The sequence below is a fragment of the Pandoraea sp. genome, from assembly GCF_041919235.1.
Classification (GTDB): Bacteria; Pseudomonadota; Gammaproteobacteria; order Burkholderiales; family Burkholderiaceae; genus Pandoraea.
On record NZ_JAYRUC010000020.1, the window covers coordinates 14,975 to 33,765 of the forward strand.

Genomic DNA, 18,791 nt, shown 5'->3' on the forward strand with positions numbered 1-18,791 from the left:
CATGCCGCTTCCTCTCTCCCTTGCCGCCTGGCCTGGCCTTGAAGGCTGGCTCGCGCAGTGGCCCACCCAGCTCGTGACGCTGTGGTGGCCGTTCTGCCGTTTCGTCGCCGCGTTGAGCATGCTGCCGCTCGTTGGCGAAGGCACCGTGCCGATGCGCTGGCGCGTGCTGCTCTCACTCGTGCTCAGCCTGTCGCTGTGGCCCGTGTTCGCCAAAGGCGGCATGCCCCCGACCGATCCGTTCTCGCTGGCAGGCATGGCGCTGGCCGCCGAGCAAGCGATCATCGGCGCATGTCTCGGTCTGGCGTTCTTCATCGTGCGCAGTCTGCTCACGCTCGTGGGGTATCTGTGTGCGTCCCAAATGGGACTGGCCATGGCGGCCATGAACGATCCGATGAACGGCGAGGCCAGTGAGCCGGTATCGCTGCTGATGGTCTGCCTCGGTACGCTGCTGTTCTTCCTCGCCGACGCCCACCTCATTGCCGTGTCCATCGTCGGGCGCAGTTTCGAGGTCTGGCCTGTGGGCGGCGGCCTGCCGCTCGGTGACCTGAGCGGCTTGCTGCGAGCGCTCGGCTGGACGCTGGCGGCCGCTGTCACGCTGGCGCTGCCCGTGGTGCTCACGACCTTCGTCGTTCAGTTCGGTCTCGGCCTGCTCAATCGCGCCGCGCCGGCGTTGAACCTGTTCTCCCTGGGCTTCGCCGTGACGACGCTGGTCGGGCTCATCGTGCTCTCGGCCATGATTCCCGCGCTGCCCGCCCATTACCTGACGCTGACCGAGCGCGTACTCGACGCACTCGGCCCCGTCGCACGACCGGAGTGAGTTCATGACGACACAAGACACCGGCGACAAATCCGAAGCCGCTTCCTCACAGAAGCTGCGCCGCGCACGCGAGCAGGGCCAGGTGGCGCGCTCGCGCGATACCGCCACGGCCGTGGGCATCATGAGCAGCGTGGCCGTACTCGCCATCGCCGCGCCCGCGCAACTCGACGGATTCCGCTCGCTCTACGCCGCTGCGTTCGCCGATCTCGCGGGCATCGGCTTCGACGACGCCTGGACGGCCCTGCTGCCGGCCGCGATGTGGCTGCTCGTCAAGCTCATCGCCCCGCTGGGCGCCATTCCGTTGTGCATCGGCATCGCGGCCATGCTCCCTGGCGGCTACGTCTTCAGCACGACGCTGCTCAAACCGAAATGGCAGCGGCTCTCGCCCAAGGCCAACCTCGGCCGGCTGGTCTCGATGAAGCACTACGCGCAGGTGGGCACCGCGATTCTCAAGGTCACATTGGTGGCGACCGTGCTTGTCTTCGTCGTGCGCGCGCGCTGGGATGCGCTGCTCGCCCTTCAGGCGAGCGCGCCGCGCGAAGCCATCGCCGTAGGGCTCCTGCTGCTGCGCGACGCTGTGCTGGTGCTTGGCGGCGCATTTGTGGCGTTTGCGCTGCTCGACCTGCCGCTGCAACGCTTCATGTTCCTGCGCGATCAACGCATGACCAAGCAGGAAGTCAAGAATGAGCACAAGCAGAGTGAGGGACGCCCTGAAGTCAAACAACGCATTCGCCAGATACAGCGCCGAATGGCCGAGCGCAGCCTGCGCCGCACGGTCCCGACGGCCGACGTGGTGATCGTCAACCCGACGCACTATGCGATCGCACTCAAGTACGACACCGGGCGAGCGCAAGCGCCGTACGTGGTGGCACGCGGACTCGACGAGATGGCCGGCGTAGTGCGCCAGATCGCCCGCGACCACAAGATCGATGTGGTGAGCGCCCCGCCCCTCGCGCGCGCCCTCTACCACACCAGCCAGGTCAATCAGCAGATTCCCGCCGCGCTCTACGAAGCGGTGGCTGTCGTGCTGGCGTACGTCTTGCAGTTGCGCGCATGGCGCGCAGGCGAACGCACCACGCAACCCGACCGTCTCGACACGCCGCGCGTGCCCGCGACGCTCTCCGATCCCCCTTCCACGCGACTGAGTCCCTGAACTTATGAGCCGACTACTGACCGACCTTCGGCGTCACAAATTTCTGACGCCGCTCCTCGTCTTCGCCATCCTCGCGATGGTGATCCTGCCGTTGCCGCCGCTGCTGCTCGACACGCTCTTCACGTTCAACATCGTGCTCTCGATGGTCGTGATTCTGGTGAGCCTGTCGGTGCGGCGCCCGCTCGATTTCTCCGTCTTCCCGACGGTGATCCTCGCCACGACGCTCATGCGCCTGACGCTGAACGTCGCCTCCACCCGCGTGGTGCTGCTCAACGGCAACGAAGGCACGCACGCGGCCGGCAGCGTGATCGAATCGTTCGGCAACGTGGTCATCGGCGGCAACTTCGTCGTTGGCCTCGTGGTGTTCGTGATTCTGATGATCATCAACTTCGTGGTGGTCACGAAGGGCGCAGAACGCATCTCGGAAGTCTCGGCGCGCTTCACGCTCGACGCGCTGCCCGGCAAGCAGATGGCCATCGACGCCGACCTCAATGCAGGGCTCATCAATCAGGAAGCCGCGCAGACACGCCGTCGCGAGGTGAGCGCCGAGGCCGACTTCTATGGCGCGATGGACGGCGCATCGAAGTTCGTGCGCGGCGACGCCATTGCCAGCATCCTCATTCTGCTCATCAACCTGATCGGCGGTGCGGCCATCGGCGTGACGATGCATGGCATGAGCGCGGGCGAAGCGTTCCGCCAGTACTCGCTGCTGACCATCGGTGACGGTCTGGTCGCGCAGATTCCGGCGCTGTTGCTCTCTGCGGCAGCGGCCATCATCGTGACGCGCGTGTCCGATGCCGGCGATTTCGAGAAGCAGGTCGGGGACCAGTTGCTTGCGTCGCCGTCGGTGCTGGCGAGCGTCTCAGTGTTGATGTTCGTTCTGGCGATGATTCCGGGCATGCCGACGGCGCCGTTTCTGGCGTTCGCGGCGGTCATGGGGTTCGTTGCCTGGCGGGTGAGCCAGCGGCGCGCGCCCGACGCCGCCGACGACACCGAGGCACTCGAGGCCGCGCTCACGTCACACGAGCCGCCCGCGCTGACCTGGCAGCAACTGCCCTTCGTCTCCCCGGTGACGGTCAGCCTCGGCTACCAGATCGTGAGTCTCGTGGACAAACGCGAAGGCGCGCCGCTCGTGCAGCGTCTGCATGGCATGCGCCAAACGCTCTCGCAGGCCATGGGTTTCGTCGTGCCTGCGGTCAGGCTCGATACCGGGCTGGGGCTCGGCGCGAGTGAGTACGCAATCGACGTCGGCGGAGTTCGCGTCGCCAGTGCGTCGCTGCCGCACGATCGGCTGATGGCGATCGCAGCGCCCGATTGCTATGGAGAACTCGACGGCATGCCGGCCATCGATCCGTCCTTCGACATGCCGGTGGTATGGATCGAGCCGGAGCAGCGCGCACATGCGCTGGGCCTGGGCTATCAGATCGTCGACCCGGCGGGCGTGATCGCCACGCACGTACAGCAGGCGATGAAAGCGCATCTGGCCGATCTGTTCACGTATCAGGACGTGACATCGCTCAGCGAACGGCTGCGCGAGCTGTCGCCCGCGCTGGCCGACGCGCTGGACAAGGCGCTCACGCATCAGCAGCAGTTGGCTGTCATTCGCCTGCTGCTCGCCGAGGCCGTATCGTTGCAGGACATCGATGTGTTGGCGACGTCGCTGGTCAATGCGGCCGCCGTCAGCAAGGACCCGCTGGTGCTGGCGGCCGAGGTGCGCAGCGCGCTCAAGCGACGGTTGGTCCACGGGCTGATTGGCGACGCACCGACGCTGCACGCCTACCAGTTGACGACGGATCTGGAGAACCTGCTGCTGGGGGCATTCACGGCCGCGCAGCAGGCCGGCAAGTCGACGGCCGATGCCTTCCCGCTCGACCCGCAGTTGCTCGAACAGTTACAGTCTCACTTGCCGCAAGCGCGAGAGAACATGAAGCAGACCGGGCACGCGCCCGTGCTGCTCGTGATGCCCCAGCTCCGGCCGATGCTCGCGCGTTATGCCCGGATGTTCGCAAACGGCCTGCATGTGCTCTCGTACAACGAAGTGCCACAAACCAAGGAGATCGAGGTGGCGGGCACGTTGGGGTAAAAGGGGCGCGCGCAAACGCGTCTTCGAGAACACCATGACAAAGCGCCAGCGGCATGACCGTCGTTGGCGCTTTGTCGCATCGTGTCAGGCACCGTCCGCGTTCGCGCAGACACGCTTGCACCCCTCAAATTTCCTGGAGCGATCATGACACATAGAAGCTATCGGGCGGCACGTCCGGACGATGCGGCCATCTGTATCGACATTCGCGGTCGAACCCGTGAGAATGCGTTTTCTGCCGACGCGTTGTTGGCGTTGGGCATCTCGGCGCAAACCTGGCACGACGCCATCGAAAGCGGTGCAGTACCGGGATATGTATGCTGCGTGGACGATCAAGTGATCGGCTATTGCTTTGCGGATGCCCAGACGGGAGAAATTCTTGTGCTCGCCGTATTGCCCGAGCATGAAGGTCTGGGAGTGGGTCGCGCCCTCTTGCAGCGGGTGGTCGACGCGCTTCGAACGCGAGGCTTCCATCGGCTGTTTCTCGCTTGCTCGGCCGATCCGGCCTCTCGCTCGTATGGCTTCTATCGCAAGCTGGGCTGGACGCCGACGGGGGAGCGAGACGATGCGGGTGATGACATTCTCGAGCATTTCCTTCAATGAACGCTCGCCCTCATAAAACGAAAGAGCCAACGGCACGAAGCCGTTGGCTCTTCGGTTCAGACTGACCGGCCGGAAAACGTCGACCGGCCGATGCAACGCTATTAGCGCAACAGCATCTGAATCATGCTCGGCATTTCGCCGGCCTTTTGCAGCATTTGCAGGTTCACGTTCATCTGCGTTTGCAGCTTGGTCAGCTCCGACACCGACTCAGCGAAGTCCACTTCGTTCAGACGCGAATTCGCTTCACGCGTGTTCTGCAGCAGCGTCGACTGAACTTCCTCGCGGCCATCCAGATCCATCATCGCGGCGCCGATGCTGGCTTGAACGGTGGCGAGTTGGCCGATCGCGGATTCGAGGTCGGTGATGGCGTTGGAAGCCGAGCTGGCGTCGACCAGTTGCGTAACCGGCGAGTTGAATCGCGCGTTCAGCACTTCGTCAAATGCGTTGAAGAGCTGTGCGTGCTCGCTCATGGTAAGCGTGTTGCCCGCAGTCGCCACCAAACCATTCAGCGGTGTGGTGAGCGCCGTGCGCAATGCATCGAAATCAGCACGAGTGGCGCCCGCCGCAGCTTCAATCACCGCTGTCAACGAAGTCTCCCAGGTTGCGGAGTTCGAGCCGTTCTGAACCTTGCTCAGGATCGCACCGATGCCAGCCTTTTGCGAAAGCTCCTGGACCAGTTCAGCGGCCGCCTCATCATCCGTACCTGCCCCCATGGCGTCCTTCAAGGAACTACTGGCCGGGTACGACGGGGTCGTCCGTGCGCCGAAATTGGCGGTGGCATTGCCAACGCTTGCAAACAGGCTACGAAGGTCGCTGCTGAGGTCGAGGACCTTCGTTTCGGCTGCGCCGGCACCGACTTGCAGGTCGATCTTGCCCGCAGCGAGAATACCGGTCGAGTTGCCGCTGAAATCCATCTTCAGCAGGTTCTTACCGGCGAAGGTGGTGTTCTCGAAGATTGCCTGGAGCGCTTGCGCGTTGTTGGTGTATTGCTGCTGCAGCGCGGCCTTCTCGGCGTCGCCCTTCAAACCGTCCTTGGCTTGCGTGGCCAGATCCTTCATGGTCACGAGCAATTCGTTGGCCTTGTCGAGCGCGCCCTGTGCAACACGGGTGGTCGATTGAGCGTACTTCATGTTGCCGATCGCCGACTTGGTTCCGCTGGCGTGCATATTGAGCATGGCCGAAATACGGGCAGCCGCCGGGTCGTTCTTGTAAAGGTCGTTCTTCTTGCCGGTCGACAGATCGCGCATGATGGCGTTCAGCTTGCCGCCGGTGCTGCGTTGCGAGTTCAGCGACGACATTTGCGCCACGTTGGTATGCAGAGTCAACATTGCTAGGGCTCCTTGTTCTGGTGAGCGATTTGGCAGACCGAATTGCCTGCCTCACCGTGTTAAGGCGTCCCTGCGCAGCAATTGTTAATGCATTTCCGAGGTGATTTTTCCCATCTGCATGTGCCGCGTCCAGATTCGGTCATCGGGCGCCGACACCGTGGCTCAAACGTCGCCAAGCAGTGCACGCGCGTTCGCGCGCGTGACCGGCATTCCCTTCGGCATCGCCAGCGTGAGTGCCACGAAGGGCGGTTGTTTGTCCAAGCGCGATGTCCAGGCCTTCGCCGACGCCAGTGCAGCGTCGTAGGCCGACCCGTCGGGGGCGGCACGCGCGTCGGTCGACACGGACCGGTGGACCGCCTGCGCAGACGCTTTCGCTGCGTTCTTTGCAAGGGCATGCGCCGTGCGAATCGCCCCCACCATCGACGCGACCTTGCGTCGAGTCGTTGCAACGGCGTCCGGCCCATCGACTCGCCACGTCTGGGGGGCGATGGCATCGGGCGCGTCGCGAAGCGTTGCGCGCATCGGGTTGCCGTCTGCACCGCCGGGCATGGCCGACGCTGCCGAGGGCGCAACCGTTTGGGCGACCGCGAGGCGCGACGCCAGCAACGGCCAGGCGGCGCCCGGCGTGCTCATGACCCACCCGCGCTCAGGGGGCGGCGGCTCAAGCGTGATGCCATAGGCCGCCAGTGCTCCCGCTGTGCGTCGACGCAATCCCGCCTGCGACAGCGCGTTCGCCACGTCGATCTCGACGCCGGCGCGATACGGCCCCGCCGGATAGAGCGTCAGTTGCTCGGTCTTCGATGTGCGCCACTGCGCGGGCGCGACGCCGTCGATGGTGAAGCGTCGCGGGGCGCGGCCGTGTGCATCGAAATGCAACCGGTCGTCGACCGTGCCCAGGCTGGCGCGCTCGCGTGCTTGCCACTCGGCGCCGAGGGCGTCGAGCGCACGGCGTGCCTGCGCCTGAGATACCGGATCTCCGTCCTGCCAGCGCGAGAGCGACGCCAGCGCCACGCCAGCCGATGCGTGAAGCCGAGATAGCCATTGCGCGCCGGCGCTCGCACGACTCGCCGTGGCATGCTGCGAAATCAGTTCGGACACCCGCGCAACACGCGATCCGTCGAACTTCTCGACCCGCGATGGCTCGGTCCGCAATGTCGCGCCAGCGCGCGCCGCGCCGCGCACGCCCGGTGCGGCGTTTGGCGAGCGCGCGCGCGTCGTTGCCTGCGTTGCCTGCGTTGCCTGCGTGGGCGTGCCGGGTTGCGCCGCGCCGCTCGTGCGCGGATTCACGCGCGCTGCGATGAGCGCGTCATCGAGCGCAGCGCTCCCGGGAATCTCACGAATCACGTCAACCATGGAAGATGTCCTGTCCGGTCAGCCGATACGCACACAGGACGCCATCAAATGACATCGAAAAACGACAGCTTGCCTACCTCGGCATGGGCCGTGCGCGCAGCGGAGATGGCACGATACATGGCCAGCAGTTCCGGCAATGCCTCGGTAGCACTCTTGCCCTCGATGGCGACACGCGCCTTGACGAGGACTTCGCTTTGCAGCACGTGATCCTTGCGCACTGCATCCAGGCGCTTTGCGCTGTGGTCGTTCACGAATTGAATGTCGGCGATCTGCCGCGCCTGATCGTCAATCGGCCCGGCGAGGTCGCGCAGCACGACGATCGCATCCGCCGTCGCGCTTGCGTGGCCCCCATGCGTGAGCGTTGCCGCTGCGGCCCCAAGACGGTTGAGCAGATCCGGCAACCCCTGCCACATCTGCGGCGGGTTGGTATGGTAAAGGCCGTCGCCAATCTCGACAGGGGTTGGCGCTTGCGCGTTCCCCGTGAGCGCGAAGTTCGGCGCCGCAGCGCCCGGCCCGGCCGTGTCCGTCATGGGCGCGCCGCTGCCGGAGAAGAGATAGCTCCCGTCCGCACGCCGTGTGTTGAACGCGCCGACGAGACCGTTCATCAGATCGTTGATCTTGCCGGCGTAACCTTGAGCGTCGCCCACGCTGAGCAAGTCGGCTTTCAGCGACACGTCGCTTTTGAACGCGCTCAACCGGTCGTATACATTCTTGAGGCTCACGCTCGTTTGTTTGAGATCGGCTTCCAGGCTTGCGATGACCGTCGTGCGACGCTCGACGTTGCGCTGCTGCCGGTCGATGCGCGCGATGCGCTCGAAATCGACCGGATCGTCCGAGGCGCGAAGCACGCGCTTTTCTTCACGTGCGTGCTCCGTCATGCGTTCGAGCCGCTCGCTCATGTCGCGCAGCGTATGCTCACGCTCGAAGCGGCTGAAGTGATGATGGATTTGCATGGTAATTTCCTTTTTCCGAACGCCGCTCAGACCATCGCCAGCGTGGCGTCGAACAGCTCGTTGGCCACCGACGCCACCCGGGCGTTCGCGCGGTAGAGTTTCATGTAGGCCATGAGCGCACCGCCGGACTCGGTCTCGTCGACCCCGGCCTGCTTCTGGAACTGCGTGCGTGCCGAGACCAGCACCGCGCCGGCCGACGCCGCGCTTTCCTCGACGGCGCTCGCGCGACGACCGGTTTCGGCGGCCAACGCACTCATGGCTTCCGCGAGCGGAGTGCCCACGCGGCCCGAGAGCGGCACCGAAGCGGCCAGCGCGCCCTTCAGGCGATGCAACGTTTTGCCGTTTGCATTGACGCTATCCGCATTGAGATTGAGGTCCTGCGGGGTCTGGATCGTGCGCACCATCTGCAGCATGCCCCCCGGCCCGGCGCGCAGGGACAACAGCGGCGTATCGGTGAAGGGTCCCGTTGCGACATCGGCGTGCGCGCGGTTCAATTGATCGACGACCGTGCGTGCCACTTCCGCTACGTCGGCAATGCGCGGATCGAGCTCTCGCGCGAGAAATCTGTCGAGCCCCCCCAAACTCCCGCCAAGCCCGCCAAGCCCGTCAGCCGGAAGGCTCACGCGCGACGCGCCGGCAACGAGCGCATAGCCGCCGCCCGCACGGGCTTCGAGCTGCGCGGCGCTTTTGCCCAGCACCAGCGGGTGCCCGCTTCGCGTGAGCACGTGATACGCGCCGCTGGCGTCTTCTCGCACGTCCACGTCGAGAAACGACGCCAACTCGCCCAGCGTCTGATCGCGTTGGTCTTCGATCGCCAGGCGGCCCGCCTCGTCCGGCGCCAGCCGGTGCAGACGATTCAGATCCGCCAGCGTGGCCGCCAGGCGGTTCACCTTTTCGGCCTCGCCCGTGCGTACCGTGTCGAGGTTCTCGCGCATGCGCTCCAGCGCGGAGAACATCGTGTTCGTGCGTTCGGCGACGCGCCCCAATGCCGCGAAGACCTCGTCGGCGTGAACGTCGCTGCCGACCGTCTGGGCCTCGTGATCGAGCGCCTTGACGAAGGCGCGCAAACCGAGCGGATCGCTGGCGACATCGGTGCCCCCCAATTGCGTGAGCAACGCGTCGGCGTACGGCTTCTGAACGTCGAGCTCGCGCGATCCGGACACCGCGCGCCACAACTGACGCCGTTGCTCCAACCCGGCCACGCGCACCACTTCTTGCGCCTGCACCGTACCGTCCGCGCGTGACGTTACGCGCACGTCGCGCCGCGTATACGCCGAATTGCTCATCTGCGAAATGTTGAGCGCCTCGTTATCGAGCAGGGACTGCGCAGTTTTCACGCCTTGCGTGGCGATGTTCAGCATATTCATGGTTGAGTCACTGTCCTGTCGGAGTTAGTCGGGCGCTCGCTTGGCGCCCGACATTTGCCGGATGATCGTGTCGGCAATGCCGAATGCGCGACGCGACGCAAGCGCCTGTGCAACCTGCGTGTCCGCCCATTCATGCAGTCCATCGGCGGAGCGATCGCGCTTGCCCAATCCGCCAGCGTCGTCGTTGTCGTCGCGCAACGCCTGGGTCGCGCGTCGCATCTCACCGAGCAGGCGCGCGACGAAGATCGCTTCAAACTGCTCGGCGGCAGATTCCAGTTTCTCGTTCGGGGCCACCGGCGTTGCGCCTGCATCATGCAAAGGCGACCCGGTCGCGGAAATTGGCAAATCGTTGGGCATCATCGGCGTCATCATCTCTCTCAAATCACGTGCAGTTCGCCATCGAGCGCACCGGCTTCGTCCAGCGCTTGCAGAATCGAAATCACGTCGTCGGGTGTCGCGCCGGAGCGGCGCAGGCTGTCGACGATGGTCTGCAGATCGACGCCGGCCGGCCAAACGTGAATGTCCATGTCGTCTTCCAGCACGTCGACGCGCGAGCGCGGCGCACCGGCCGTGCGACCGCGAGAGAACGGCGCCGGCTGCGAGATCACGGGCGACTCGGTCACCGTCACGCGCAACGAGCCGTGCGACACCGCGACCGGGCGAACGGTCACGCCCTGCGAGATCACCACCGTGCCCGAGCGCGCGTTGATCACCGCACGCGGCACCCGCCGCACCCCCGGCACGGACAACGAATGGACGTCTGCGAGAAAGCGCACGCGTGCATCGGCGTCCTCGGGCGCCGTCACCTCGACGGTGCTGCCGTTCTTTGCCTGCGCCAACCGCTCGCCAAAGCGGGCGTTGATGGCGTCGGCAATATTTGCCGCGAGCTGGAAGTCAGGGCGCTTCAGGCTCAGGCGCATGGTGCCGCCCTCACCGACCGGGACCGGAATTTCCTGCTCGATCGTCGCCCCGTTGGGAATTCGTCCAGCGGTCGGCGTATTCTTTTGCACGCGAGAGCCGCTGCGGCCCTCGGCTTGCACGCCACTCACGACCAGATTACCCTGCGCGAGCGCGTAGGTCTGCCCATCGACCGCGCGCAGTTGCGTGAGCAGCAGCGTACCGCCGCGCAGGCTGCGCGCATCGCCCATCGACGACACGGTGATGTCGATGGTCTGCCCGCGCAGGAAGCCCGACGGGTACGTCGCGCTGACCATGACGGCGGCGACGTTGCGCGAGCGCAATTGCACGTTCTCCGGCATGCTGACGCCGAACTGCTTGAGCAGGTTGGCGAGCGACTGGCTGGAGTGGCGCGAGCGCGGGCCGTCACCGGTGCCGGCAAGCCCCACGACAAGTCCGTAGCCAACGAGTTGGTTGTCGCGTACGCCTTCCACATTGACGTAGTTGCGCACGGTCTGCGCATGGGCGGCGGGCGTGATGGCCAAGGCCGATAGCAGGGCGATCGTCGTCGCCAGGAACAACGCGCCACTCCATCGAGGCACACGCGCTGGCGCGGCAGGCATTCTGAACATTCGGACTCCCCTCAGAGCGGTGCGTACTGGCTGTTGAAGAAGCGCGTCAGCCAGCCGGGATTGTTGCTGTCGGCGAGCGCACCCGTGCCGAAATACTGAATACGCGCATTGGCCACCCGCAGCGACGACACGCGGTTGGTCGTATCGATATCGCCTGCGCGCACATATCCGGCCACGCGCACGGTTTCCTCGCCCTGGTTGAGAAACAGGCGCTTCTCGCCACGCACATGCAACAGCCCGCTGGGCAGCACACGATGCACGATCACCGTGATCGCGCCGCGCAGCGTATTCTGGGCCGTGCTCGAACTGTCTCCGCGAAAGCCCCGTCGCGCACCGAGCGCGGTATCGCCAATGAGCGGGCGCCCCATCACCACGGCGTCGTCGATGGACATGTCGCTGCGCTTGTCGAGGCGTGTGCCCGCGCGCTTGCTCGCCTGCGTTTGCTCCTGCAACACGATCGTCAGCACGTCGCCCGCACGGAACGCGCGCTGATCCGACGTCAGCGACAATGCATGCCCGGCCGAGAAGAGACCGCCCGCCTGTCCTTGCGAAGACATCTCGGCCACGCTCGGCAGGTCGTCGCTCTCTTCGAGCTGCGGTGGCAGAAAACCCGCGCAGCCCGCGAGCGTGGCGGCAAGCGTCGCCATGACAGCAACGCGCGCGCCAAAATTTGCCACCCGGGCATTACGCGGCCGGCAGTCAGTCCCGTCCGTCATTGTCGCCTCCGTCCGTTATCGCGCAACCTGCGCGAGGCTCTGCATCATGTTGTCGGCAGCGGACAGCACTTTGGTGCTCATCTCATACGCGCGCTGGGCAGTAATCATGTTCACCATCTCCTCGATGGCAACGACGTTCGAGCCTTCGAGCGCCTTCTGCCGCAACAGGCCGAGGTTCTCCTCCCCCGGATTGCCTTCGATGGCCGGTCCGCTCGCGGCGGTCTCGGCGAACAGGTTGCTGCCCATCGGGCGCAGGCCGGACGGGTTCACGAAGTCGGCGAGTTGCAGGCGGCCGAGCGAGGTCGGTTCGGTGTCGCCAGGCTCCAGCGCGCTCACGTCGCCATCGGCGCTGATCGTCAGATCGCGAGCCCCTGGCGGCACAACGATATCGCCCACAAGAGGAAGGCCCGCCTGCGTGACCATACGTCCGTCCGCGTCGAGGCGAAGATTGCCGGCACGCGTGTACGCGGTCTCGCCGTCGGGCATTTCGATCTGGAGGAAGCCGCGGCCCGTGATGGCGATATCCATCGGGTTCTGCGTGTCTTGTTCTGCGCCGTTAAGGAACTGCTTCTGGGTGCCGGCCAGTCGCACGCCGGTGCCGAAATACATGCCGCCGGGCAACGTCGCATCACCTTGCGTGCGGGCGCCCGCCGGGCGAGCGGCGCGATAGAAAGTGTCTTCGAACGCAAGCCGGTCGCGTTTGAAGCCCTTTGTATTCACATTGGCCAGGTTGTTGGCAATGGTTTGCAGTTGCGCGTCTTGCGCGTGGACCGCCGTGCGGGCGATGAGAAGAGCGGGATTCATGACATCTCGAAGGAAATTTGGGGGATGGAGTCGGTTTAGCTGCGCATCAGGCGATTGCCGCCTTCCGCCATGTCGTCGGCGATCTTGAGCACGCGCATCTGCATTTCGAAGTCGCGGCTCGCGTTCATGCTCTGGACCATGGCGCCCACGGCCGACACGTTGCTCGCCTCCAGATGCGCGCCACGCAGCGTGACATCGTCGCCAGGCAGCACGCCGGCCTCGCTGACGAGAACGCCATGACCGGCGTTGCGCATGTCACCCGGCTGGGCGAGCACCCGTTGCAAACGGCCGACGGGTACGAGATCGGACGTCCCCTCAAGCACCACCGCCACCGTGCCGTCTTCGCCGATGTCGAGTTCGCGATGCGGCGGCACCACGATCGGGCCGCCGTCGCCCAACACGGCGCGACCGTGGAGTCGCAAGGTGCCGTCGCCATCGAGCGTGAGCGAACCACCGCGCGCGTAGACAACGTCGGCGTCGTCTTCCGGCCGCGCGGCGAGTGCGAGATAGCCGTCGCCATCGATGGCAACGTCGAGTGCGCGCCCGGTCGGTTCGAGCACGCCGGGGGTGGCGTCCAGACCGGCTGGCGCCTGCACGGCATAGTGGCGCGATGCAAGCCCCGCCCCAGGCAGGGCATTGGCCTGCGCCACGGCCAGCGAAGCGCGAAAGCCGGTCGTCGACACGTTGGCGAGATTCTGCGCCACGACATGTTGCGAGTCCTGCGCGCGTTGCGCGCCGGACATGGCGGTATAGATCAGAGCATCCATCGCGTCAGATCGACTGCATCAGGTTGCGCATCATCTCGTTCTGCGTCGAGATCACCTTCGTGTTCGCCTGATAGTTGCGCTGTGCGGACATCAGGTTCACGAGTTCGTCCGTGACGTTGACGTTCGAGCCTTCCAGCGAATTGCTCACGAGCACGCCCGTGGCGCCCTCGCCCGGACGACGCAGTTGAACAACGCCGGACTCGCCGGTTTCACGCCAGACGGTTCCGTCTGCGGGGGCGAGGCCGCCCGCGTTGGCGAATTCGCCGAGGGCGAGTTGATATCGCGTTTCGCTCGCGCCATTGCTGTACTCGGCGACCACCGACCCATCCTTGTCGATACGGGCACGAACGAACTCGCCCGCCTCGCGGCCACCGACTTCGGTCGCACTCGCGGAGAATGCGCCAAGCTGATAGGTCATGCCGCTGAAGTCGAGCGTCGGCAGGGTCCCGGTACCCGGCGCGCGGGCCAGATCCATCGTCGTCGGATCGAGTGTGCCCAGCACGGTCGCATTGCTCCCGTCGACCTCGGCAACCTCGAGCGCTGCGGGACTGCCCGCCGTCATGGTGAAGCGCAGGTTCCTGACCGCGAGTTCGCCGCCGGCGTCGCGGAACGTGACCGACGTTTCACCGACGAGTCCGGGCGTTGCCGGCAACGGGTTGGGCAAACGTCCCGTGACATTGATCGCCGTGCTCGGCAGGGCCGCCACCGGGCTCTTGTCGATCGTCACATCCGACACGTTCGTCTGCCCCTGCGCAAAGCCTTGCACCGCCCGGCCGCTGCCATCGACCAGCGTGTTGTTCTTGTCGACATTGAAATCGCCGACGCGCGAATAAACGCGCTGCCCGTTCGTCTCCTTGAGCACGAAGAAGCCGTCGCCCTGAATCGCCTGGTGAAGGCGATTGCCGGAATTTTGCAGGCTGCCGCTGGCGCCGACGGAATACTCGGTACCGCTGACCTTCACGCCGGCGGGCTGCGCTTCGGCCATCGCCGAGGCGAAATTGGTTCTTGCAGACTTGTATCCCTTCGTAGAAACGTTGGAGATATTCTGCGAGATCGTGTCAAGCGACTGATTGATCGCGTTGATGCCCGACAGGGCGATATCGAAACTCATGCTGTACTCCTGTTCTTAGGCCGCGCCCGATGGCGCACTGCCCGACAATTCCCTGATATTTGCCGCATCGATGTCCGCACCTACGCCGGACACATCGACACGCGCCCCGGCATCTCCCAGATGCACGCGTTCGACACGGCCCGAAATACGGACCGGCAGCGTCACGCTGCCGGCCTGGACATGAATCTCGAACTTGCCCGCGCCCAGATTGTTCTCGGCGAACCAGGCGTCGTCGATGCGGAACTCCGTTCGTCCCGAGGCCGCCGGCAGCGGCTTGCGGATCGTCTTGCCATCGCTGCCGCGAAGCACGATCTGCGCACCCTCGCTCTGGGCAGGCAGATCGACCGAGCCTCGAATCGGCTGACCTTGCACGCGCTCGACGCTCGCCGTCTCTACGCTGACTTCGCGGCCGACATGGCTGCCCAAGGCGTACCCTTGCATGCCCGAGAGCACCTTGGTTTGCGCAAGCACACGCTGACTGACCTGCTGCATCGACTCCGCCTGACTCAGTTGCGTGAGCTGGGCGACGAACTGCGCCGGATCGGTCGGGTTCAGCGGATCCTGATTGCGAATCTGCGCAACGAGCAGCTTCGTAAACATCTCGCGCATCTCTTCGCCCGCGCCATTCGCTGACACGGACGCCGCGTCGCTGCCGGCCGCTGCCGCGCGTGCGACGTCGTCGCTTCCAATAGTGAACGTCATCCGCGCTCTCCGATTCGTAACAGTTCCTGCTGCGCCGCGCGCACGCGAGCGAGCACTTCCAGATTGGTCTGGAACGCACGAGACGCATCGAGCATGTCCGTCATTTCCTCGATCGCGTTCACGTTCGCATAGAAGACGTTGCCGTCGGCGTCAGCGAGCGGGTTTCCCGGCTCGTGCGCAACGCGCGGCAAATCCTCGCTTTCGTAGATGTCGATCACTTGCACATGCTGCGCGCCTTGTGCTTCACCGAGCACGGTGGCGAACACCGGCTTGCGTGCGCGATACGCCGTCTCGGCGTCACCCGCGACAGCGCTGGCGTTCGCGAGATTGCTCGCCACCGTGTTCAGTCGTATCGTTTGTGCGGCCATCGCCGAGCCGGCGATTCCCGCAATTTCTCTGAAGCTCATCGTCAACGGCCTCCATCGATGACTTTCTGCAATCCGGAAAGACGTCGATTCAGAAAGGAAAGACTGGCCTGCCAGTCGGACAGGTTCTGCGCAAAGAGCGCCTGTTCGATACCGAGTTCAACCGTGTTGCCATCGGCGCGTGCCTGCATCGGCACCCGATATCGCAGCGCCTCGGACGACGCGCTTGCATCGAATCCGTGCGCGCCGTGCGCCGGTGCCGCGCCTGCATTCAGATGCTGCTGCACCCGCGCACCGAAATCGAGGTCACGCGCCTGATAGCCGGGTGTTGCCTCATTCGCGAGGTTGGCCGCAAGCACACGTGTGCGCTCCTCTCTCGCGCGCAAAGCCGCCGCGTGAACGCCTAGCGCCTGAGCAAAAAATGTCTGCAAAACTCCGCCTCCATGGGTGACTGATAACGAACACCCCCATTTTCGGCAAAACTATCGAAAAGCGGCACAAATGCGCGTGAAATTGACGGGTTTCCCAAACGGACAGGCCGGTTTTGGGCAAAAGACGTTGCTTGCGTAGCGCTCTTTCTATTGACTTCGTTTTTTGCGGCTACGCAATGCTGCCGACGACGACGGGCGCCAATGGCGACTTACCGCTGGGGCGCGTAGGTCGCCGGGACAGCGGACAACACGACTTCGAGTGCCTGAAGGCGCGTGCCGATATCGTGCAGGTTTCGCGCGTTGCTCGCCTTGCAGCGGGCTGCGCTTGATTGAAGTGCTTGCCAGCGCGCCGAGAAGGTTTGCCGGGCGGGGGCATCAAGCCACTGCAACACCGGCGCCATCGAATCGGCCGACGCTTCGCCGAACGCCTGTGACAAATACTGCACGCGGCGTCGTGCGCGGACTTGCAAACGACTCACCAGTTTCGCCGCGCGCTCGTGCGCGAGCACGAGTGCGTCGCGCGCCTCGTCGATGAGTGCGCGATGCAGCGCGTCGAGCGTTTCGATCAGCATGCGGTAGTCCGCGAGATCGGCATCGACATCGGCCACGATGCGCGCCACGCATGTATCGCGCAGACGCTGGGCATCGGTGCTCAACGCAGCATCCCGTGGTGGTTGAGAATCCGGCTCGCCACGCGCTCGCTGTCGAACGTCAACTCGCCACTCGCGAGCAGCGCCCTGATTCGGGCGACCTTGCCCGCGTCGATACGGGGAACCGATTCCACTGCGGCTTGTGCATTCGCGAGCCATTCGCTCGCGCCTGCCACCACGGCGCGTGCCGCACCGGCGGGCGCAGGCGACTTGGAAGACGGCCTGGCGTCGGCTGCCGTCGGGCGCATGCGCACCATGTCGATGGGCATGACGTTGGCTATCGCGTCGATCTTGGGCATGAGAGAAGTCCTCGGAAATTACGGTTCACTCGAATCAGGCGACCGATCGCCGTCATTTGTTAAACGCGCGGGCAATTTGGCGATCTCGGCGGCATCCGCCTGAGCGTTATGCCCAGAGAGCACGATTTCCGCCTCATGCGATGCGCCGAACATCTGGGCCAGCTGCGTCGCTCGGGTCTTCGTGAGCACCACGAATTCGATCCGCCGATTCGCCGCTGCGGTGGGATTGTCCGCCAGCAACGGCGCGTGGTCGGCCATGCCGACGGCCATGAGCACGCGTCCGATCGGCAGGCCCCCGCCGACAAGTGCGGTACGCGCAGCCAGCGCACGATCCGACGACAGGTGCCAGTTCGTGTAACCGTCGGCAGCGGAAGTTCGGTATCTCACGGCATCGGTGTGCCCAACGATCATCAGGGCGTTGTCCACACCGGCGAGCAGCGCACCGATGCGCGCGAGCAGTGCGCGCGCGCCCGGCGACGGCGTCGCGCTGCCGCGCTCGAACATGCCCCGTTCGTCGGAATCGGCCAGACGCACACGCAGTCCGTCCGGCGTGATGGACGTACTCACGTGATCCGACAACTGGGCGGCTTGGCTGAGCTGTTGCACGGCAGTGGCCAGACGCGCCATGTCGGCGGGCGACTCGAACTGACCGTTGGGGAGCGCTTCGAGCTGCGCGGCCGACGCACCTTGCGACGGCGAATTCGGAGCGGTTGAGGTCAGCGTGCCGACCGCCTGCGCCTCCGATGCCGGCGGCGACTCGAATACGCGCCGCTCGAGCACCCACATCACGACGAACAGACACATGAGCACCAGACACAGGTCGGCAAACGCCACCTTCCAGGCATGGCTGCCCTCTTCCTGCGGGGCGCGCGAACGACGCGTGCTCATCGCCCGTCCTCGGCGTTTCGCACCCAGGCTTCGAGCGCATTGAAGCTCGGCAACTCGCCATATTGCAACATGCGGCGCCCGGCATCGGCGCAGAGCAGCGGCGTTTTTCCGCTCAGGAATGCAACGATCGCCGCGCGCACGCATTCGTAGCCGGTCATCTCGACGGCGACGGACTGCGACAGGCGGTTCGCGATCGGGCTCAACACGGCGTAACACGCGAACACGCCGAAGAACGTGCCGACCATGGCCACCGCCACCTGACGGGTAATCATGGCCGTCGCCGCACCGGCGCCGATGTCGTACATGGCGAGCACCAGACCGAGCACCGCCGCGATGATGCCGAAGCCCGGCATCGATTCCGCAAGCTTGTGAAGTGCGTGCACCGGATGCATCATGCGACGCTCCCGGCTGTCGATTTCCATCGCGAGCAGGCTATCGAGTTCACCGCGCGAGCCCTTGCTCAGCGCCGCGACACGTAACGCGTCGACCGTGAAGTCGACCAGCTTCGTGTTTGCCAGCACGTGCGCGCTGCGCTGGAAGATGGGGCTGCGCGCCGGCTCGTCGAGATGCGCGTCGAGCGCGCGATCGCCGTCGCGGGCCGAGGTTTGCAGCAGCGTGTAGGTGAGCGTGAGCAATTCCTGCTCGAACGCCGCGCCATGACGGCGACGACGCATGGCCGCCGCGACGACGGCACGCAGGTCGCCCAACACGCGCGACGTATTGCCGACCAGAAACGCGCCCAGCGCGGTGCCGAGAACGAGCACCAGCTCGTTCACATGAAATACGGTTTCGAACTGGCCGCCATTGAGCCAGAACATGCCGAACACGCTACCCGCGATAACGGCAGCCCCAAGTAGCAGTAGTTTCATTTCCTT

At 65.1% G+C, this 18,791-nt stretch carries 21 protein-coding genes; 4 read left to right on the plus strand and 17 right to left on the minus strand.

The genetic code is table 11. The annotated features are described in order from the left end of the window. Position 1 precedes the first annotated feature (1 nt). The 4 genes from ACE3UG_RS16350 (at position 2) to ACE3UG_RS16365 (ending at position 4,653) form a co-directional block, all read left to right on the plus strand. The gene (locus ACE3UG_RS16350; RefSeq protein WP_374625747.1) at positions 2–817 is read left to right on the plus strand and encodes a flagellar biosynthetic protein FliR; all 816 of its coding nucleotides are present in this window, start codon (positions 2–4) and stop codon (positions 815–817) included. Positions 818–821: 4 nt separating this feature from the next. After that, positions 822–1,970 (plus strand): flagellar type III secretion system protein FlhB, encoded by a 1,149-nt coding sequence (gene flhB, locus ACE3UG_RS16355; RefSeq protein ID WP_374625749.1) that lies wholly within the window; start codon positions 822–824, stop codon positions 1,968–1,970. A 4-nt stretch (positions 1,971–1,974) separates the two neighbouring features. Beyond that, positions 1,975–4,053: a flagellar biosynthesis protein FlhA gene (locus ACE3UG_RS16360; protein ID WP_374625751.1), complete on the plus strand. Its 2,079-nt coding sequence runs from the start codon at positions 1,975–1,977 to the stop codon at positions 4,051–4,053. A 144-nt stretch (positions 4,054–4,197) separates the two neighbouring features. Continuing rightward, positions 4,198–4,653: an N-acetyltransferase family protein gene (locus ACE3UG_RS16365; protein WP_374625753.1), complete on the plus strand. Its 456-nt coding sequence runs from the start codon at positions 4,198–4,200 to the stop codon at positions 4,651–4,653. A 101-nt stretch (positions 4,654–4,754) separates the two neighbouring features. Here ACE3UG_RS16365 and ACE3UG_RS16370 read toward each other — a convergent pair whose 3' ends face one another. From ACE3UG_RS16370 to ACE3UG_RS16450, 17 genes are all read right to left on the minus strand, one after another. Beyond that, positions 4,755–5,981, minus strand: coding sequence for a flagellin (locus ACE3UG_RS16370; protein ID WP_374625755.1), 1,227 nt, complete (start codon positions 5,979–5,981; stop codon positions 4,755–4,757). 162 nt (positions 5,982–6,143) lie between these two features. Further along, positions 6,144–7,334 (minus strand): hypothetical protein, encoded by a 1,191-nt coding sequence (locus ACE3UG_RS16375; RefSeq protein ID WP_374625757.1) that lies wholly within the window; start codon positions 7,332–7,334, stop codon positions 6,144–6,146. Between the two features lie 44 nt (positions 7,335–7,378). Then, positions 7,379–8,287, minus strand: a complete 909-nt coding sequence (locus ACE3UG_RS16380) for a hypothetical protein (RefSeq protein ID WP_374625759.1) — start codon at positions 8,285–8,287, stop codon at positions 7,379–7,381. Between the two features lie 26 nt (positions 8,288–8,313). Beyond that, positions 8,314–9,654: a hypothetical protein gene (locus ACE3UG_RS16385; RefSeq protein WP_374625761.1), complete on the minus strand. Its 1,341-nt coding sequence runs from the start codon at positions 9,652–9,654 to the stop codon at positions 8,314–8,316. 24 nt (positions 9,655–9,678) lie between these two features. After that, positions 9,679–10,026 carry a hypothetical protein gene (locus ACE3UG_RS16390; RefSeq protein WP_374625763.1) on the minus strand — a complete coding sequence of 116 codons (348 nt, stop codon included), beginning with the start codon at positions 10,024–10,026 and terminating at the stop codon, positions 9,679–9,681. Positions 10,027–10,031: 5 nt separating this feature from the next. After that, positions 10,032–11,183, minus strand: a complete 1,152-nt coding sequence (locus ACE3UG_RS16395) for a flagellar basal body P-ring protein FlgI (RefSeq protein WP_374625765.1) — start codon at positions 11,181–11,183, stop codon at positions 10,032–10,034. An 11-nt stretch (positions 11,184–11,194) separates the two neighbouring features. Next, positions 11,195–11,830, minus strand: coding sequence for a flagellar basal body L-ring protein FlgH (gene flgH / locus ACE3UG_RS16400; RefSeq protein ID WP_374625767.1), 636 nt, complete (start codon positions 11,828–11,830; stop codon positions 11,195–11,197). Positions 11,831–11,914: 84 nt separating this feature from the next. Continuing rightward, complete coding sequence (gene flgG, locus ACE3UG_RS16405) at positions 11,915–12,703, minus strand: flagellar basal-body rod protein FlgG (RefSeq protein ID WP_374625769.1); 789 nt, start codon at positions 12,701–12,703, stop codon at positions 11,915–11,917. 35 nt (positions 12,704–12,738) lie between these two features. After that, positions 12,739–13,470, minus strand: coding sequence for a flagellar basal body rod protein FlgF (locus ACE3UG_RS16410; protein ID WP_374625771.1), 732 nt, complete (start codon positions 13,468–13,470; stop codon positions 12,739–12,741). A gap of 4 nt (positions 13,471–13,474) precedes the next feature. After that, positions 13,475–14,581: a flagellar hook protein FlgE gene (locus tag ACE3UG_RS16415; RefSeq protein WP_374625773.1), complete on the minus strand. Its 1,107-nt coding sequence runs from the start codon at positions 14,579–14,581 to the stop codon at positions 13,475–13,477. A gap of 15 nt (positions 14,582–14,596) precedes the next feature. Next, entirely contained in the window at positions 14,597–15,283 is a 687-nt protein-coding gene (locus tag ACE3UG_RS16420) for a flagellar hook assembly protein FlgD (RefSeq protein WP_374625775.1), read from the minus strand. Then, complete coding sequence (gene flgC, locus ACE3UG_RS16425) at positions 15,280–15,690, minus strand: flagellar basal body rod protein FlgC (protein ID WP_374625777.1); 411 nt, start codon at positions 15,688–15,690, stop codon at positions 15,280–15,282. The genes ACE3UG_RS16420 and flgC overlap by 4 nt, the downstream gene beginning before the upstream one ends. 2 nt (positions 15,691–15,692) lie before the next feature. Next, a complete protein-coding gene (gene flgB / locus ACE3UG_RS16430) occupies positions 15,693–16,079 on the minus strand; it encodes a flagellar basal body rod protein FlgB (RefSeq protein WP_374625779.1) in 387 nt (128 codons plus the stop codon). Between the two features lie 209 nt (positions 16,080–16,288). Beyond that, entirely contained in the window at positions 16,289–16,735 is a 447-nt protein-coding gene (gene flgN / locus ACE3UG_RS16435; protein ID WP_374625781.1) for a flagellar export chaperone FlgN, read from the minus strand. Continuing rightward, complete coding sequence (gene flgM / locus ACE3UG_RS16440; RefSeq protein ID WP_374625783.1) at positions 16,732–17,028, minus strand: flagellar biosynthesis anti-sigma factor FlgM; 297 nt, start codon at positions 17,026–17,028, stop codon at positions 16,732–16,734. The genes flgN and flgM overlap by 4 nt, the downstream gene beginning before the upstream one ends. A gap of 18 nt (positions 17,029–17,046) precedes the next feature. Continuing rightward, a complete protein-coding gene (locus tag ACE3UG_RS16445; protein WP_374625785.1) occupies positions 17,047–17,916 on the minus strand; it encodes an OmpA family protein in 870 nt (289 codons plus the stop codon). After that, complete coding sequence (locus ACE3UG_RS16450) at positions 17,913–18,785, minus strand: motility-associated protein (protein WP_374625787.1); 873 nt, start codon at positions 18,783–18,785, stop codon at positions 17,913–17,915. The genes ACE3UG_RS16445 and ACE3UG_RS16450 overlap by 4 nt, the downstream gene beginning before the upstream one ends. Positions 18,786–18,791 lie beyond the last annotated feature (6 nt).

Coding starts and splice junctions, on each gene's coding strand:
- ACE3UG_RS16350 (WP_374625747.1), top strand. CDS start 2: ATGCCGCTTCCTCTCTCCCTTGCCGCCTGGCCTGGCCTTGAAGGCTGG.
- flhB (WP_374625749.1), top strand. CDS start 822: ATGACGACACAAGACACCGGCGACAAATCCGAAGCCGCTTCCTCACAG.
- ACE3UG_RS16360 (WP_374625751.1), top strand. CDS start 1,975: ATGAGCCGACTACTGACCGACCTTCGGCGTCACAAATTTCTGACGCCG.
- ACE3UG_RS16365 (WP_374625753.1), top strand. CDS start 4,198: ATGACACATAGAAGCTATCGGGCGGCACGTCCGGACGATGCGGCCATC.
- ACE3UG_RS16370 (WP_374625755.1), bottom strand. CDS start 5,981: ATGTTGACTCTGCATACCAACGTGGCGCAAATGTCGTCGCTGAACTCG.
- ACE3UG_RS16375 (WP_374625757.1), bottom strand. CDS start 7,334: ATGGTTGACGTGATTCGTGAGATTCCCGGGAGCGCTGCGCTCGATGAC.
- ACE3UG_RS16380 (WP_374625759.1), bottom strand. CDS start 8,287: ATGCAAATCCATCATCACTTCAGCCGCTTCGAGCGTGAGCATACGCTG.
- ACE3UG_RS16385 (WP_374625761.1), bottom strand. CDS start 9,654: ATGAATATGCTGAACATCGCCACGCAAGGCGTGAAAACTGCGCAGTCC.
- ACE3UG_RS16390 (WP_374625763.1), bottom strand. CDS start 10,026: ATGATGACGCCGATGATGCCCAACGATTTGCCAATTTCCGCGACCGGG.
- ACE3UG_RS16395 (WP_374625765.1), bottom strand. CDS start 11,183: ATGTTCAGAATGCCTGCCGCGCCAGCGCGTGTGCCTCGATGGAGTGGC.
- flgH (WP_374625767.1), bottom strand. CDS start 11,830: ATGGCGACGCTTGCCGCCACGCTCGCGGGCTGCGCGGGTTTTCTGCCA.
- flgG (WP_374625769.1), bottom strand. CDS start 12,703: ATGAATCCCGCTCTTCTCATCGCCCGCACGGCGGTCCACGCGCAAGAC.
- ACE3UG_RS16410 (WP_374625771.1), bottom strand. CDS start 13,470: ATGGATGCTCTGATCTATACCGCCATGTCCGGCGCGCAACGCGCGCAG.
- ACE3UG_RS16415 (WP_374625773.1), bottom strand. CDS start 14,581: ATGAGTTTCGATATCGCCCTGTCGGGCATCAACGCGATCAATCAGTCG.
- ACE3UG_RS16420 (WP_374625775.1), bottom strand. CDS start 15,283: ATGACGTTCACTATTGGAAGCGACGACGTCGCACGCGCGGCAGCGGCC.
- flgC (WP_374625777.1), bottom strand. CDS start 15,690: ATGAGCTTCAGAGAAATTGCGGGAATCGCCGGCTCGGCGATGGCCGCA.
- flgM (WP_374625783.1), bottom strand. CDS start 17,028: ATGCCCAAGATCGACGCGATAGCCAACGTCATGCCCATCGACATGGTG.
- ACE3UG_RS16445 (WP_374625785.1), bottom strand. CDS start 17,916: ATGAGCACGCGTCGTTCGCGCGCCCCGCAGGAAGAGGGCAGCCATGCC.
- ACE3UG_RS16450 (WP_374625787.1), bottom strand. CDS start 18,785: ATGAAACTACTGCTACTTGGGGCTGCCGTTATCGCGGGTAGCGTGTTC.